Source organism: Hoylesella marshii DSM 16973 = JCM 13450 (assembly GCF_000146675.1).
GTDB lineage: Bacteria > Bacteroidota > Bacteroidia > Bacteroidales > Bacteroidaceae > Prevotella > Prevotella marshii.
In genome coordinates, this window is sequence record NZ_GL397214.1 from 940,149 (window position 1) to 957,740 (window position 17,592).

General features: G+C 49.1%; 11 protein-coding genes. 6 read left to right on the plus strand and 5 right to left on the minus strand.

Translation table 11 applies throughout. The annotated features are described in order from the left end of the window. Positions 1 to 75 precede the first annotated feature (75 nt). On the plus strand, positions 76 to 234 hold the full coding sequence (locus HMPREF0658_RS10910; protein ID WP_006948724.1) for a hypothetical protein: 159 nt from the start codon (positions 76 to 78) through the stop codon (positions 232 to 234). Positions 235 to 825: 591 nt separating this feature from the next. Here HMPREF0658_RS10910 and HMPREF0658_RS03965 read toward each other — a convergent pair. From HMPREF0658_RS03965 to rsmA, 5 genes are all read right to left on the minus strand, one after another. After that, entirely contained in the window at positions 826 to 3,531 is a 2,706-nt protein-coding gene (locus HMPREF0658_RS03965; RefSeq protein ID WP_374188088.1) for a putative LPS assembly protein LptD, read from the minus strand. Positions 3,532 to 3,697: 166 nt separating this feature from the next. After that, positions 3,698 to 4,249 (minus strand): HDIG domain-containing metalloprotein, encoded by a 552-nt coding sequence (locus HMPREF0658_RS03970; protein WP_024990997.1) that lies wholly within the window; start codon positions 4,247 to 4,249, stop codon positions 3,698 to 3,700. Positions 4,250 to 4,343: 94 nt separating this feature from the next. Next, on the minus strand, positions 4,344 to 5,114 hold the full coding sequence (locus tag HMPREF0658_RS03975; protein WP_006948738.1) for an acyl-[acyl-carrier-protein] thioesterase: 771 nt from the start codon (positions 5,112 to 5,114) through the stop codon (positions 4,344 to 4,346). 680 nt (positions 5,115 to 5,794) lie between these two features. Then, the gene (gene metG / locus HMPREF0658_RS03980) at positions 5,795 to 7,840 is read right to left on the minus strand and encodes a methionine--tRNA ligase (protein ID WP_006948743.1); all 2,046 of its coding nucleotides are present in this window, start codon (positions 7,838 to 7,840) and stop codon (positions 5,795 to 5,797) included. A 1,030-nt stretch (positions 7,841 to 8,870) separates the two neighbouring features. After that, positions 8,871 to 9,713 carry a 16S rRNA (adenine(1518)-N(6)/adenine(1519)-N(6))-dimethyltransferase RsmA gene (rsmA, locus tag HMPREF0658_RS03985; protein WP_006948748.1) on the minus strand — a complete coding sequence of 281 codons (843 nt, stop codon included), beginning with the start codon at positions 9,711 to 9,713 and terminating at the stop codon, positions 8,871 to 8,873. A gap of 120 nt (positions 9,714 to 9,833) precedes the next feature. Here rsmA and HMPREF0658_RS03990 point away from each other — a divergent pair, with 120 nt between their 5' ends. From HMPREF0658_RS03990 to HMPREF0658_RS04010, 5 genes are all read left to right on the plus strand, one after another. After that, positions 9,834 to 10,859 (plus strand): lysylphosphatidylglycerol synthase transmembrane domain-containing protein, encoded by a 1,026-nt coding sequence (locus HMPREF0658_RS03990; RefSeq protein ID WP_006948749.1) that lies wholly within the window; start codon positions 9,834 to 9,836, stop codon positions 10,857 to 10,859. 27 nt (positions 10,860 to 10,886) lie between these two features. Beyond that, positions 10,887 to 12,344 (plus strand): aminoacyl-histidine dipeptidase, encoded by a 1,458-nt coding sequence (locus HMPREF0658_RS03995; RefSeq protein ID WP_006948750.1) that lies wholly within the window; start codon positions 10,887 to 10,889, stop codon positions 12,342 to 12,344. 539 nt (positions 12,345 to 12,883) lie between these two features. Continuing rightward, a complete protein-coding gene (locus HMPREF0658_RS04000) occupies positions 12,884 to 13,810 on the plus strand; it encodes a magnesium transporter CorA family protein (RefSeq protein WP_006948751.1) in 927 nt (308 codons plus the stop codon). 110 nt (positions 13,811 to 13,920) lie between these two features. Continuing rightward, positions 13,921 to 15,801 (plus strand): DUF349 domain-containing protein, encoded by a 1,881-nt coding sequence (locus HMPREF0658_RS04005; protein WP_006948752.1) that lies wholly within the window; start codon positions 13,921 to 13,923, stop codon positions 15,799 to 15,801. Positions 15,802 to 15,911: 110 nt separating this feature from the next. Continuing rightward, positions 15,912 to 17,300, plus strand: a complete 1,389-nt coding sequence (locus HMPREF0658_RS04010) for a hypothetical protein (RefSeq protein ID WP_006948753.1) — start codon at positions 15,912 to 15,914, stop codon at positions 17,298 to 17,300. Positions 17,301 to 17,592 lie beyond the last annotated feature (292 nt).

Sequence of the window (17,592 nt, forward strand, 5' to 3'; positions counted from 1 at the left end):
CGTATCGCATCCCCTATCAACAAAGGGCTCCGAGGAGTTCCCTTTGTTCGCTTTTTCGCCCCCGTCAGCTGCGTTGTGCGCTTAGCCGTGAGCGGCGATATCGCAGAACAATTTCCCGTTAATTCATGGCATAGCATCAATGAAGGCGATGCCAAGTCCGGCGACTTCGATGCCGACGAATGGGAAGACGACGAGCAGACCACCGGAACGGGATACAACCTGTGGACAGAGTAAGTCGCGCACTCCACGTAACCGGATTTAGCCTCTGCCGGCACCGCTCGGCACTCTGCAAGCCGGATTTAGCCTCTGCCGACACCGTTCGGCACTCTGCAAGCCGGATTTAGACTCTGCCGGCACCGCTCGGTACTCTGCAAGCCGGATTTAGCCTCTGCCGACACCGCTCGGCACTCAAAAGGTTCCGGAATCATTGATTTCCGAGCAAAAGAGTGCCGAGCAGCGCAAAAATCATTGATTTCCGAGAGAAAGAGTGCCGTGCGGTGCAAAAATCATTGATTTCCGAGCGAAAGAGTGCCGTGCGGCGCAAAAATCATTGATTTCCGAGCAAAAGAGTGTCGTGCGGTGCAAAAATCATTGATTTCCGAGCGAACGAGTGCCGTGCGGTGCAAAAATCATTGATTTCCGAGCGAAAGAGTGCCGTGCGGCGCAAAAATCATTGATTTCGGAGTGAAAGAGTGCCGTGCGGTGCAACTGATGCGGGAAGCATAAAAGAAACACCTTTATATATACACACATAGAGTGGTACGCGTCGCGACGATGCGTACCACTCGCTTTTTTGTTGATAGATATGGAAAGTGTTTCCGGTGCTTAATACCATTGAATGCTGTTGCTATAGCTGCTGCGCTTGTCGTATTTCAGTGCATCGGTGAGCGTGGCGGCATTGCAACGGAATGAGAAGTTATAAGAGGTGTAGGGTGCAAGGACGACCGAGCAACTCATGTTGAAGCAATGGAGGTCGCGCGAGAGCGAGGCGGTGGTCATGGAAAGTTGGTGGGTCTCGAAGTCGTAGCCCGACGAGAAGCTGATGTTCCATCCGTCGCTGATGCGTATGTTGCCGCTCATATTGAGTGTTTGGGTAAATTTATAAGGATAGCGCATGCGCTTGGTGTTGAAAGTGCCGGCGGTGTTTTCGCGCATGACGATACCGTAGCCAAAGGTGAGCGACCACGGGAGGGAGAACTTCATATAGCCGTCTTCATCGGTGTCGGCCTTTCCTTTTTCTGTTTTCTGCGCACCGGTCTGCCCTTTCACCATGTCTTCGTCTACGTTGCTTTCGCGTTTGGTGTCTACGCCTTCATCGTCGTCTTTCGCCTTGGTGTCTTGCTTATCGTCTTTTCCTCCGCCAAACCATTTCTTTATTTTCTCGGGGGTGAGGGTGAAAGAGATGTTTTGCGACGTGCCTTGGAAGCGCCCGAAGCGACCTTTTCCCCATTCGGTATGTGTGCCGATGAAGGGTTTTCCACTGCCGTCGAGTTCCCATGCGTAGGTGGCAAACACGGCGTTCATGCTAAACGTGTAGTTCTTCCACCATTTCAGGCGCAGGCGCATGCTGAGGTCACTCCACGGTCGGGTCTCGGCAGCCATATTGTATGACATGGCAGCTCCGATTTCGTCGATGATGCTGAGTTTGCGGAAGCCGGTGCTGTCTTTGTCTGAGCGTATTTTCATCTCGATGTTATCGCTGAGGTCGAACGAAATGCTTCCCGTCTTGCCTCTGCCCGGCACGCCGAAGAGGGCATTCTGATAGGGGGAGTACGTTTCATAGGATACGTTGCCATGGGCGTCGGTCTTCTGATAGGTCTTATAATATCCATAGCGCGAGGCACTGAAATCGGGGGCGTAGCTGAAATTCACCTGCGGCGTGAAGACATGGCGGATGGCCGTTATCTTGTCGCCGAAGAGTTTGCGGCTGGGCACGAAGAAGACGTAGAACTTGGTGGAAACACCGAGACTGAGGTTCCAATTGTAGACGTTGTTGAATCCATATACCGTATCGTTCACCTCGCGTTGGGCAGTTGTATTCCATGTTTTCATCACCTTGTTGGTGTACATGCGGTCGGTGAAGTTGAAAGACGGGTTGACGCTCAGGTAATTGAACAGGGTGAAGCTACCGCTGAGGGGCACATTGTGCTGCATACCGTTGCGCCAATCCTTGATGAGATTGGACTTGAAGAGGCGGTCTTCTTTCGTGGAGATGGAGTTGCTCAGCTGTCCTGTATAACTCAGGGCTATCTTTTCGTACCACCGCTCTTTGCCTACAGCATGACGGCGCTTAAAGGGATAGAAACGACTGATGGAGACGTTCAGGTCGGGCAAGGTCATGGCCACACTGGAGTCGCGCATGTTTTGCGACAAGTTAGTGGTGGCACTGATAGACATACCGATACTTGAGAGCGTGGTGCTCCAACTGACCGACGATGTGCGTGTGCTCTGTGTCAGCGAATAGGGATTATATAAGCTCGAAAGATTGTTGCGCTCGTAGCTGGTGGAGGCAAAGTTTACGCTGGCCGACAATGTGCTGAAAGGATTGGCTTTGGGGTCTTGCCGGTGATTCCATTGCAGTTTGAAACTCTCTGTGCGCATATAGTCGGGCAATCCTTTATCGCCCGTCTTCGTGTCTTGATAGCTGAAATAGAAATTCCCCGAATAGCGGTACCGCTTCGTATAGTTGGTGGCTGCCGAGAGCCCCCACGAGCCTTTGGTATAAATCTCGCCTAAGAGTTTGAGGTCCCATTTGTCGCTCATGGCAAAGTAATAGCCGCCGTCGCGGAGATAGAATCCGCGGTCGCTTTCGTCGCCGTAGGTCGGCATGATGAAACCGCTGGAATATTTCTTGCTGAACGGAAAGAAACCATAAGGAATGGCCAAGGGCAAAGGCACATCGGCGACCACCAGATAGGCCGGCCCGAAAGCCACATCTTTACCCGGGCGTACCTTGGCACGAGAAAGCGCGATGTAAAAGTCGGGATGTTCCTCGTCGCAAGTGGTATATCGGCCATGTTCTAAATACAGGTTGCCGTCGGCATCGCGCTTGGCTTTCTCGCTGGAAAGGAATCCGTCTTGCTGCGCGGTATTAACGCTGTTGATAAATCCCTTCTTGGTTTTGAAGTTGAAAGCCATCGTGTCGCTGGTGTATTTGTCTTGTCCCATATTGAACACGGGCTGTCCGATGTATTTGCCGGCGGTGTCGTTGCGTCCCACGGCACGTACCATACTGCTATCAAGGCTCATGTATATCTTTTCGCTCTCGAGATTCATATCCTCGTACTTCACGCGCGAAGTACCAAACAGATGGGCGGTATTCGTATGAGCATCGTAAATCAGCGAATCATTGGCCGAATAGTTCACAGGAGCGTCAATGCCATTTTTCTTGCTGCGGTTGATGGAATCGAGCCTCACGGAATCGTCGATGGCTTTGTTGTGGTGGTAGATGGCCAATTGCATGGAGTCCATCTGCGTTGTGTCAAGGGATGCTTTCTCGGCGGTAGTGGACGCCGCAGAATCTTTCGACATCACAGTGTCGCGCCGTTCCGCATCCCTCTTCTTTAGAAAGGAAGAGGAATGAATACCCGCCATCACAAAGACAGCGACAAATAAAAGAAAACAAGTTAGCGACTTCGTTCTCATTCTCGGGCGATATGAGCTGCAAAGGTAAGGAATAAATGGCTAAATGAGGTCTTTATTTTTCTATTTTAACGAATAGACGCTCCCACTCTTTAAACCGCGCTACACCCTCTTCACCGAACTTAGCAAGACTCCGTTCGGCTTGCTCCACCGTCTTTTTCTCGTCGAGGCGAGTCTTGGAGAAGAATTTGTCGGCATAGCAAATCAGTTGCTCTTCTATGGTCTCGGGCAAGAAATCCTGCTGCGGCAAGGGTAAGTTCTGCGAACGAATATCATGCAAAGAGAGGCCGGCACCGGTATGCCGCTCGCACACCCGTGCATGGCGAGGCAAGCCTTCTGCTCTCAGCATCTCTGCTCCCTCACGCCCGTGACAGATGTAAGGCTGTGTTCCGAAACATTGAATACTCGGCGCATAACAGCGAATGATGCCTATATCGTGGAGCATTGCTGCTTCTTCTACAAACGTCGTGTCGACAGACAACTCCGGATGTGCCGCAGCAATACAGAGTGCCCAATCGGCAACCGAGCGACTGTGCACCAGCAGTATATGCTTCAACTCGGTGTTCTCGGTATAATATCGATTGATAATTGCTTGATAATCTACCATTGTCTTTCCTTTTTCCTCTTGTGGCAGCAAAATTAATCATCGGCATCTGCGCTTACTGACGGCCGGCCTTCTCTTTACGAAGCAATAGATGCAGTTATCGTTCGACGAAGCATATACGGCAGCGACACACCTCCGTCTCTGTCTTGTCGCAGAGGCTTATCTTAGTAATGCGAACATGGTATTCGTTCTCTCCTGCCTGTGCACAATAGAATTGAAGCCGGTCGCCGAAATAACTCTCTGCCACGTAAGCGATGTCGAAGCGGCGCAAAGCATATCGGGAGTAGAAGTCTATGTCGAACAGGTCGAGTACATGGTCGATATACTTGATGCTGTTGATATGTCCGTTTACGTCTACATCGCTGTAGCGCGTTTCGAGGGTATGTGCAAGAGGCTCATCGCCCGTCATCTTCACCCGCGATGCTCTCTCTATGGGGCATTCACGCTCGGTCTCCACATACTGCGTTATCAATCCGTCTCGTATCTTGAAAATGTCGGCCGGCTGCCTCGTGTCCGTGTCTATCATCGCCCAGACACTTCGCCCATAGCCATACACGTAGCCGTCGGTGCGACTGATGGCAAAGTTGCGACTCGTGAAATAACGCATGGCGCTCTCCACCCATGTCTCCACGGTGAAGCGGTCGTAGGCACGTGGCATGTCGGTCATCTCTACCGCTAAACGCGAGAGTACCCATGTCTTGTGGATGGGGTTGAGGTCGGTCATTCCGTACCCCCGTTCATTGGAGTGGAAGTCGGCGGCATTCAATAGATGATTCCCCAGATGCCCCATTTGTAACCGCAGTGAAAAGTCGCAGTGAAACGGTTCGGCCAGATACTCGTAACAGCCTGTTTTGCTAAGTATTCCCATGATTATTTCTTGTATTATGCGCCAAAGGTACGAAAAATGAAGATGGCTGCCAAACGTTGAACTTAAATTCTCTGAATCTGCACGCTGCTCATCTCCATTTGGTCATTAGCAACTCATCAAGAGAGAAAGGCCTATGCCCGATAACGGACATGTTTGCTTATCCCGAACCCGCATACTTGATAGAAGACTTATCTCAGTTAGATAATCAAGTCGACGAAACATGGTTTATCATCGTCTTTACAATAGGCAATATAATTTTCCTACTTAGTGGGAAATATTTCTCTCTAAGTAGGGAAATTCGTCTCTCTAAGTAGGGAAATATTTCCCACTAAGTAGGGAAATTAATACTCCTTATATCTCGTGAGGTTAAATCCTATTGTAAAGGCAGTTGTCCTCTAACTATCCTGCGACCTATCTTTAACCCGAATCGGTTGATGAGAGCCTGTATATATGCGAGAGTTTGGGATAAGGTTATCCGGACTGTAAGCCTCAAAGGGGCGACAGACCATAAGCAGGGGGATAACTCCTGATAAATATGTGTAAAAAGATGAACCCCCGTAAGAGGTGACAGAGGATGGAGGATTAGTGTTCTATCACCTCTTGGGGGCTATTAGGATAAAAAATCTCTTATCCCGAATCGCGTATGTATTGATATGAATTACCTTTTTTCCTTTGCTTCCTTACCCCACACGGCTGCCGGGCTTTACGGGGCGGGTGAGCGTTGTGACGCTGAGTGCGCCGTCGAAGTTCTCTGCCGAGAGAATCATGCCCTGACTCTCAATGCCCATGAGTTGTCGGGGAGCGAGGTTTGCAATGAAACAAACGTCTTTTCCTATCAGCTCCTCGGGCTCATAGTGCTTGGCTATTCCGCTGACGATAGTACGATCCGTGCCGCTTCCGTCGTCGATGATGAACTTCAGTAGTTTATTGGCTTTCTTCACTTTCTCGCAATGCTTGATATGTCCCACGCGGATGTCGAGCTTTTCAAAGTCGGAGAAGTCTATCACCGGTTTGATGGGCTCGGACTTGTAATCGGCCGCTTCGTTGGCCTTTTTCGTATCTTCGAGCTTTTGCAGCTGGTGTTCTATCACGCTGTCTTCTATCTTCTCGAAAAGCAAGGCGGGAGTTCCCAACTGATGACCAGCCTTTAGCAGGTCTTTCTCTCCCAGCTTGTCCCACCCGAAATGTTCTGCATGGAGCATCTCGCGCAATGTTTTGCTGCTGAAAGGAAGGAACGGTTCAAAGACGATAGACAGATTTGCCACGAGTTGCAGAGAGACATGGAGAATGGTTTCGACGCGCTTCATGTCGTCTTTAGCTACCTTCCACGGCTCGCAGTCCGTGATATATTTATTGCCGATACGAGCCAGATTCATGGCTTCTTTTTGGGCATCGCGGAACTTGAAGACATTGAGTAATCCCTCTACTTTCTGCTTGACAGTTTTCAATTCATCGAGGGTTTGGCAATCGATGTCCGTCAGTTCGCCACATGCGGGCACAACTCCATTGAAATACTTTTGGGTGAGCTGCAACGCACGGTTCACGAAGTTGCCATATACAGCTACGAGTTCGTTGTTGTTACGTTCCTGAAAATCCTTCCACGTAAAGTTGTTATCCTTGGTTTCGGGGGCATTGGCTGTCAGCACATAGCGCAACACATCTTGTTTGCCTGGAAATTCTTCGAGGTATTCATGCAACCATACCGCCCAATTCTTCGAGGTGGAAATCTTGTCGTCTTCTAAATTCAGGAACTCATTAGCGGGCACGTTTTCGGGCAGGATGTAGCCTCCATGCGCTTTTAGCATAACAGGGAACACGATGCAGTGGAACACGATATTGTCTTTACCAATGAAGTGAATAAGGCGCGTTTCCGGGTCTTTCCACCACTTCTCCCACGAATCGGGATAGAGTTCCTTGGTATTCGAGATGTAACCGATGGGAGCATCAAACCATACGTAGAGCACCTTGCCCTCTGCACCCTCCACCGGCACGGGAATTCCCCAGTCGAGGTCGCGGGTCATGGCACGGGGCTGCAGGTCTAAGTCGAGCCAACTCTTACACTGCCCATACACATTGGAACGCCACTCTTTATGGTCTTCGAGAATCCAAGTCCTCAACCATTCCTGATAGTCATTGAGAGGCAGATACCAGTTCTTGGTATCTTTCATGACCGGCTTCGAACCACTGATGGTGCTCTTCGGGTTAATAAGCTCGGTCGGGTCAAGGTCGCTGCCGCATTTCTCGCACTGGTCTCCATATGCACCTTGGTGATGACAATGAGGACACTCGCCCGTGATATAGCGGTCGGCCAAGAATTGATGTGCTTCTTCATCGTAATATTGCCGCGAAGTCTTCTCCATCAGCTTGCCGTCGTCGTACAACTTGCGGAAGAAGTCAGACGCAAAACGGTTGTGCGTTTCCGAGGTGGTACGGCTGTAAATATCGAAACTGATACCGAAATCTTCAAAACTCTTCTTTATCAGCGTATGGTAACGGTCTACCACATCTTGCGGCGTGATTCCTTCCTTTCGGGCACGTATGGTGATAGGTACACCATGTTCATCAGAGCCACAGATAAAGGCCACCTCTTCGCCTTTCAGTCTCAGATAGCGCGCATATATATCCGAAGGGATGTACACGCCCGCCAGATGTCCGATGTGAACGCCGCCATTGGCGTAGGGAAGTGCGGCCGTGATAGTGGTTCTCTTATATTTCTTGTCTTCCATTCTTTGCTTAATATGATAATGTTTTGGCTGCAAAGGTACTACTTTTTTATGGATGCAACACAAAGAGCTGCAATTTCTTTCGCATAAGGATTCCCACACAAACAGACGCGAAGCCGTTACCGGAGTTATCAGCCCGTATTTGCTAACCGCAATATCAACAGGCTGTTATCCGTATTGATTTATATCAAGAAAGTATCCTTTTGAGAGAGAAAGGCGATTGATTCCTTGGCGCAATAGAAAAACAGGCGTACTTTTGCGGACGAAATATACAACGGTTGAAGATTAACATTCATAGCAATTGACATTCAGTAGGATTAGTTGAAGGTAGAAGATTGCATTTCAGAGGTAACGAATAGGTAATTAGAAAAGGTAAAATTAAAATAAAGATTGTAAAACAGGCTCAATAGGTTCTATATATAGGTAAGAGTTGCCGAGAGGCAAAGATTGATGAAGGTTAAGTTCTTATACTATTACAAAGAATGCTATTATTAAAATGTTGAAAGAAATTGTTGATAACAGCTCTCGAGAGATTCTCGGGGGCTGTTTTTATATTGACACTCGCCAATAGAAAGGGAGGTGTCTACCTTTACGTGAGTTCGGGATAAGGCTATCGGACTGTAAGCCCCGACGGAGCTTACCCGCATCCCCGAGGAGAGAGGACACCGAAGAGCAAAGTGACCGCACGCTTGGAGGTAGAATGATAAAAAATACCAGAGTGCGGCACTCTGAAGATTAAAAGTTAAAGGAAGTATAGGAGTGCGGCACTCTGAAGCTAAAAAGTTAAAGGAAGTGTGGGAGTACGGCACTCTGAAGCATAAACGTAAAAATACGTGAGTTCGGAATAAGGTTGCCGGACTGTCGCCTCTTTGGGACTATTAGATAAGATTCTCTTATCCCGAATTCGCGTACCTTTAGTACGTGATTTCTTCTACCACAGAAGATGTGTGCTTCATATTTTGTCCTTGTCTTATCTACCTTTTCCAACAGGTTTGCATCCGACATTTCAGATGCCCCTTCCCCTACACCCTTATTATATATGTGCCTGCAATTCTCCGTTCTTGCAGACTGCGACATCGCGCAATTGCCGTAGTTCGGCCTCCACAAGGTTAGTGAGTTCTACGAATTGTGGGATAGAGAGTTGTTCCGGTCGGCGGGTCATGATATCTCGGTCATAGAAAGCAGGTGAGGCGGGTATCGAGGAAAAGATTTGCCGCAGGCTTACGCGCAACATCTTACGCCGCTGTCCGAACACCGCTTTCACAATCCTGCGGAAGAGCCGTTCGTCACAGCCCAAGTCGGTAACACCGTTGCGAGTCATGCGGATGACGGCACTTTTCACCTTGGGTGGAGGATTAAACACCGTTTCGTCTACCGTGAAGAGGTATTCCACATCATACCACGCCTGCATCAGTACGCTCAGTATGCCGTAAGTTTTATTGCCTTCTGTAGCTGCCATGCGGAGTGCTACCTCACGCTGTATCATACCCGTACAACAAGGTATGAGATCTTTGTTGTCGAGCATCTTGAAGAATATCTGCGATGAAATATCATACGGATAGTTGCCGGTAAGCACAAAGGGCTGTCCGTTAAACACTTTCTGCAGGTTCATACGCAGAAAGTCTTCCCGCAAAATGTCGTCGTGCATCAACGGAAAATGCTTATGCAGGTAGGTAGCTGCCTCTCTGTCTATCTCCACGACGCGTACCTGACGCTCCTTGGTTACGAGAAACTGCGTGAGCATGCCCATACCCGGGCCTACCTCAAGTATGGGGAGTCGAGGACAAGCATCCACCGTGTCGGCAATGCGTCTTGCAATATCGAGGTCTGTCAGGAAGTGTTGTCCGAGATGTTTCTTGGGTCTTACCGATTTCATACGACGTTTTTTATGAATGCAAAGATAATTTAAACGATAGAGACCGCAAAATAAAATACCGTCTTTTCCTTTGTCATACAAGCTAATTCCACTATCTTTGCACCTACGAGGACGGGAAACATGAAACTGAAAACGATAGCAGACAACACCCTGAAGATAACCCTACCATTGCTACTTGGCGGAGCTATCCTCTATTGGATGTATCGCGACTTCGACTTCAAACGCATCGAGCACGTGGCGCTCCATGAGATGAATTGGACGTGGATGCTCCTTTCGTTCCCGTTCGGTGTGTTGGCACAGCTGTTCAGAGGGTGGCGGTGGAACCTTGCTCTCACCCCTTTAGGCGAACATCCGCGCACTTCGACCAGCATCCATGCCGTTTTTCTGTCGTATGCCGTGAGCCTTGTGGTGCCGCGTATCGGCGAGTTTGCTCGTTGCGGTGTGTTGAAGCGCTACGACGGCGTGTCGTTTCCCAAAGCATTGGGCACGGTAGTAACCGAACGCGTGATAGATTCGCTGCTCGTGTTGCTGGTTACCGGACTCACTTTTATCTCGCAGTTGCACGTCTTTCGCACGTTTTTCGACCGCACCGGCACGCGACTTGATGCCATTGCAAGTCGCTTTTCTACAACAGGCTGGATAGTTACGGGCGTGTGCATCGTTGCTGCCGTTGTTCTCTCCATACTGCTCCTGCGTCGTTTCTCCTTATATAATAAGGTGAAAGATACCGTGGGAGACATCGGGAAAGGCGTCATGTCATTGCGCCGTGTACGCAATATGCCCCTCTTCCTGTTGCTCACCGTTGCGATATGGGGCAGCTATTTCCTGCATTATTACCTCACCTTCTTTTGTTTCGACTTCACCGCCAATCTCGGCATGAGTTGTGCCCTCGTCACGTTCATCGTGGGCAGCATTGCTGTCATCGTGCCTACCCCCAACGGTGCCGGCCCGTGGCATTTCGCCGTGAAGACCATGTTCATACTCTACGGCGTGGCCGATGTAAACGCCCTTTTCTTCGTGCTCATCGTCCATACCGTGCAGACCATGCTCGTTATCCTGCTGGGCATCTACGCATGGGTAGCCCTGTCGTTCACCCGTAAGAGACAGACGGCTCTCAGCCCCGTTTCCGACTTTTCATCAACCTAAATACAAACCTTAAAATTTTAAAACAACATGAGTGAAATCAAAAATCTGAAACCCGAAGGCATCTGGAGAAACTTCTATGCCTTGACACAGGTACCCCGTCCCTCCGGACATTTAGAAAAAGTGCAGCAATTTCTGCTTGACTTTGCCAAAAAAGTGGGCGTAGAGGCTTTTAAAGACCCCGCCGGCAACATTGTGATGCGTAAACCCGCTTCGCCGGGCATGGAGAATCGTAAGGGCGTGGTGCTGCAAGCCCACATGGATATGGTACCGCAAAAGTCGAAAGACAGTACCCATAACTTCGAGACCGACCCCATTCAAACTTATATTGATGGCGATTGGGTAAAGGCCAAAGGTACCACCCTCGGAGCCGACAACGGGTTAGGTCTCGCTGCCATCATGGCCGTGATGGAAGACAAAACCCTCAAACACGGACCCATCGAAGGTCTCTGCACGGTAGACGAAGAGACGGGTATGTATGGTGCGAACGACCTTCCTGCCGGAGAACTCCGCGGAGACATCCTCCTCAACCTCGACACCGAAGAAGAAGGAGAAATGATTATCGGTAGCGCCGGAGGTATCAACCTGACCGCAGAAATGAATTACAACGAGGTGGACATCGACAAGAGTCACGCCGCCGTTAAGGTGATTATCAAAGGTCTGAAAGGTGGCCATTCCGGTTTGGAAATCAACGAAGGCCGCGGCAATGCTAATAAACTCATGGTGCGCTTCGTCAGTGAAGCCATCGACAAGTACTCCGCACGCCTCGCTACTTGGGCAGGCGGCAACATGCGCAACGCCATCCCCTTCGAGGCCGAGGTAGTGCTCACACTGCCTAAAGATAAGGTGACCGCCCTCAAAACCCGCGTCGACGAATGGAAAACATGCTTCAACAGCGAATATAAAGGCATTGAAAACGACATTCTCTTCTTCGCTGAAGATACCCCCATGCCCAGCATGCAAGTGCCGGAAGACGTGCAAAACAACCTCATCCGCGCCATCTACGCCTGCCACAACGGCGTTATTCGCTTCATCCCCACCATCCCCGAAAAGGTGGAAACGTCCTCCAACCTCGCTATCGTAGAGATAGGTAGCGGCAAGGCTTTCGTCAAAGTACTCGCCAGAAGCTCCAGCGAGACCATGAAAGAGTATGTTTCCAAAACCGTCGAAAGTGCCTTCCAACTCATCGGAATGACCACCACACGTGATGGTGACTACATGGGATGGAATCCCAATACCGACAGCGAAATCGTTAAAATCATGGCCGGTATCTACCAGAATCTCTTCAACGAAGCGCCGAGAATACAAGTGTGCCACGCCGGATTGGAGTGCAGCATCATCCTCAGTAAGTACCCGCACTTCGACGTATGCTCCTTCGGCCCCACCATGCTCTCGCCCCACACCACAAGCGAACGCGCTAACTGGCCGTCCACCCAGAAGTTCTGGAACTTCCTTGTGAAGACCCTTGAGCAGATTCCCGCCAAATAAAGCGAGCATCCCTGCCCTTGCGCAGCAACACAACCCGGGAGCGTCTGTCCTATCAGATGCCCTCGGGTTTTCCGTTTACCCATGTTTCACACCACCATAGTGGGCATTTATACGTAGAAAGGTTGCCGACCTTTCCCTATACAAACGCCATCTGTACAGGGTGCGAATACCGACTTATCAATCGTTACTTTACGACCATTAAATGTTACAATCCCGAACTTTTGAGCATCAAATACTAAGAAATCATCACAAAAACGGGGTGAAAAGTTACGATTTCTCACCATCCATCCGGTAAGGAATGCTGTCTATTCCGTGAAACATACCCTACGCTACCTTCATGAAAAATAGATGCAGACAGGCGAAAATATAATAAAATCGTGAAGAAATACCAATTATAATTTGTACTTTTGCAGCCGAAAACCAACCCTTTTGTATATCAATGGACGATTATCATTCGGAGAACAACTACTTGTAGGTTGCAGAGAGCATGCGCTCGTGCACTCATCTTCAACCTATTAACATATGGAGGATTAGTATAGATGAGAACTTATTGGAACACGAACGCCACCCTTACCACCCTCGATGAATGGCAGCCGGGCTGCTGGATTCAGGTGACATGCCCCACGGATGAAGACCGGCAAATGCTGGAAAGCCATTTTGAGATACCCGACTATTTCCTTTCAGACATCAGCGATACCGACGAGCGCGCCCGTTATGAGTACGACGACGGGTGGATGCTTATCATCCTGCGCATCCCTTATGTGAAAGAGATACGCTCGCGCACGCCCTATACGACGGTGCCGCTGGGTATCATCCACAAGCGCGATGTGACCATCACGGTATGCTACTACGAGACGAATATGATGATAGATTTCGTGAGCTATCAGCAAAAGCGCGGCACGGGTTTTACCGACTATGTGGACATGATATTCCGTATCTTCTTATCGTCGGCCGTATGGTATCTGAAACGACTTAAACAAATCAGCAGCCTCATAGAGAAAGCAAAGCGTAACCTCGACCACGATATTAACAACGAAAGTCTTATCGGGTTGAGCCGGCTGCAAGACTCACTGACTTATTTCGTCACTTCTATCCGCGGCAATGAGAATCTGCTGGCAAAGCTGAAGTTTAAATTACAGGTAGACGAACTCGATGCAGACCTGATTGAAGACGTGAATATCGAGATGATACAAGCACGTGAGACGACGAATATTTATTCCGATATATTGGAGTCGACGATGGACACTTACTCGAGCATCATCAACAACAATATGAACACCGTGATGCGAACGCTCACTTCGGTGTCGATTCTCATGATGTTTCCCACGCTCATTGCCAGCCTTTTCGGCATGAACCTCATCAATGGTATGGAAACGAGTCCTTTCGGTTTCGTCATCGCGCTGGTGCTGTCGGTGATTGTGTCGGGTGTCTTTTGGTGGATTTTCCGCTACAAGCGGCTGATTTAACCGCCACGGACAGAAAAAAGCACGTAATGTTTAGGTGGTTACAAGTTTTTTCCGTAAGTTTGCAAACCATATAAACACTCGTGGAAAACCAAAGTATAAACAGAAAAATTATGATAGACTCCGAAGATTTATCAGAGAAGAAGACCGAGGAAGTGATGCCTGAAGAGATCGAAGTTCCCGAAGTCGTGTCCCAAGAAGAGGCTCAGGAAGAGACCTCGGTAGCTGAAGTGACGAACGAACAACCGGCAGAAACTGAGGTCGCGTTGCCGTCGGCTAAACGTACCTACGCCACCAAAAGCGAGGTACTCGACCGTGTGAGAGAGATTGCGCACAGCGAAGAATATCCGAACAAAGAGGAGGTGGACGAGCTGAAAAGTGCTTTCTACAGATTACATACGGCAGAACGCGAGGCGAAACTCAAAGAATACATCGATGGTGGAGGCGATCCCGATAGTTATCAGTTCGTACCCGATGAGTTGGAAGAGCACTTCAAGGCCGAGATGAGTATCATCAAGGAGAAACGCAACAAGCAGTTCCTCGAACAAGAAGCCGAAAAACAAGAAAACCTGAAACGCAAACAAGCCATCATTGAGCGGATAAAGGAAATGACTACTTCGCCTGAAATGGCCAATAAATCATACCAAGAGTTCAAGCAACTGCAACAGGAATGGAAGGAAATAAAAGCCGTTCCGGCAGAGAGCGCAAACGAACTGTGGCGTAATTATCAGCTATATGTGGAGCAATTCTACGACCTTCTGAAGCTCAACAGTGAGGCACGCGAATACGACTTCAAGAAGAACTTAGGATTGAAAACACACCTCTGCGAGGCTGCTGAAAAGCTGGCCGAAGAGACAGATGTGGTGAGTGCATTCCATCAATTGCAGGAACTGCACCAGCAATATCGCGAGATAGGCCCCGTAGCAAAGGAATTAAGAGAGGAAATATGGGGGCGTTTCAAGGCAGCATCCACCGTCATCAACAAACGTCATCAGCAGCACTTCGAGAGGCTCCGTTCTATGGAACAGGAGAATCTGAATAGGAAAACAGCCCTTTGCGAACAGGTGGAAGCCATCGCCGGAGAGGAAAACAAGGCGGCTTCCGACTGGGAAAAACATGCCAAACAGATAATAGAAATACAGAAGGAATGGAAAACCATCGGCTTCGCTCCGCAGAAGATGAACGTAAAAATCTTTGAGCGATTCCGCACAGCATGTGATGATTTCTTCACACAAAAGACACTTTTCTTCAAAGAACTTAAAGAGAAGTTCCATGAAAATGCAGAGAAAAAAAGGGCACTTATCGAACGGGCACAGGCTCTGAAAGACAGTACGGAATGGAAAGCTACATCAGACAAATTCATTGCTTTGCAGAAAGAATGGAAAGCTGTCGGCATGGTACCAAAGAAATTAGGCGATAAATTGTGGGCAGAGTTCCTCGCTGCCTGCAATCACTTCTTCGAGGCACGCAATGCCGCAGGTGGAAATCCCTATGCTGCAGAGCGGGAGAACCTCGAAAAGAAGCGCAATATCATCACCCGCCTTCACGAGCTGGCTGAACAAAAGACGGAAGAGGTAGAGGAACAAGTGCACAACCTCATTGACGAATACAACGCAGTGGGGCATGTGCCATTCAAGGAAAAAGATAAACTGTACAAGGAGTACCACGACATACTCGACAAACTGCAAAAAGAGCTCAATATATCTGCCGCACGCCGAAAGTTAGATCAATTCAAGACGGCTATCAAGAATGCCGCTCAACGAGGCGAAGATGCACTGGGTAACGAGCGTGCTCGTCTGTTCCGCCATTACGAAGGACTAAAGCAGGAAATACAGACCTATGAGAATAATCTCGGCTTCCTGAATGCCAGCAGTAAGAAAGGCAACAGTCTTTTAGACGAGGTTCATCGCAAGATACAGCGGCTGAAAGACGAGATGGAACTTGTACGCCAGAAGATAAAGACCATAGACGAAGAGCAAAAAGATGGAGAATAACATATTTCCATAAGGTAAAGAAGAGGTTATCTATCCTAAAGGGCGGATGCCTCTTCTTGTTTTTGAGGCATATTTACAATCCCTTTTTCCACCGTTAAAAAACCAAGATAATGAAACGATTTGCACTTTTTTCCCTTTTCCTGTCCATCACCTTTTCTGCCTGCGGGCAAGAAAAGCCCGTTCTTCATATCATAGATACCTATTCGTTGTACTTTGAAGTGATAGGGAAAAACGCCGAGGTAAAGCGAATGCTTCACTGGCCGCATGGCAACAGCTTTCCGCCTACCATACTTCCGGCCGACACCTTGCGTCTGCGCAAACTGCTTGCCAGACCCCAACTGCGCAAACTCCTGCCTGCCCGTGCACGACTCCTATACAGCACACGTCCCAATGCCAAGGGGCGCGTACAGGTATTCCTGCTGCAAACCAGTAGTGCAAGCACTTTCTCCGGTCTGCAATTTGAAGACATGAAACCCTACGAATTCGATGGCGAAAAGGGTATTGTGGCGCGGATGAGTCGCTATACCACCTATCGCCTGACACTCTTTGCCAAGATGGTGTTCAGCAATCGGTTGGCTGTCGTACACCGAGGGCGGGTCGTCGGTACTACCTACATCATGGGACCCGACTTCGATACGAGCCGTGATTTCGAGGCTCTCGACTCTGCCGACATCGACTTGCTATCTGATGCCCTCGCCCCCTGCTGCACGGCCAAACCCTTCCGGCCGCTCTTCCACCCCCACTATCAACGTGGCGAATCCTATACCTACGAAATGACAGACGATGATGAGACGCGGAGTCTCCGCTACCGTCTAACCGTTTCCGACACCACCGACAGCCTTACCACATTCACCCTCACCCCGCTCACCATTCCCATTGATAGCACATACGAGAAGATGGAAGGCGTCGACCTTTCCGGTTTACCCGACAGCGTACAGGCAGTGCTGGTACGTACCCCCTTTACCTGTCAGGTAGATAGAGAGGGAAACTTCATGGGGTTCGAGCCTCCTGAAGCACCCATCAAGCATATTTTCAACCTCGTAAAACAGCGTCTGCAACCTCTCTACGACGCATTGAGCAAGGAAGAGAAAGAGGCCTTAAAGGAAGACCCCGATAAAGCGAACTATGCTATAGGTCTATTGACAGAGACGTTGATTAGTAAAAATAGGATAGAAGGACTGTTTGGAGGCATCGATAGAATCTTCTTCTTAAACGATAAAATTGAGGCCGACAGCCTAAGCGGACATATCTTCGACGGTTACGACCCCGCCACCTACGAGGTGAAAACGGCCGATGGAGGCGGCTGGCATGTGACGGTTATCACAGAAGGGTTCCACGACGAGGCCTCAGACATAATGAACTACGGCGAGGTACGTGCTGAAGGACCTAAGTTCCGCACCGTATATAACGTATCGCCCGACGGCATCGTTACCCGTATCGCCCTATATGGCATTTCCGATAAACCCTTCTTTATACTTCGTTGCATACAGAGTCCATGAACCATAGAATCCGGCAAACAACGGCACACATCGCCCCATGGAGTAAAAAAAGTTCGTAATCAAATACCCTAAAAACGTACAGAGTTAGAATCATGAATATCATTGCGAGGCATATAGGATGTCATAAAAATCATCGCATAATGTACGAGTCAAGTGCTGAAAGAGTATGATTATGGGGGTATCAATACCATGTTATAATGATGTGAGGTGTAATGTAAGCTCTGCAAGAACGCAAGATATCAGCCCAGCACATCGCGTTGGGTATAACGCAATCCCCTAAATGGAGCGCTGT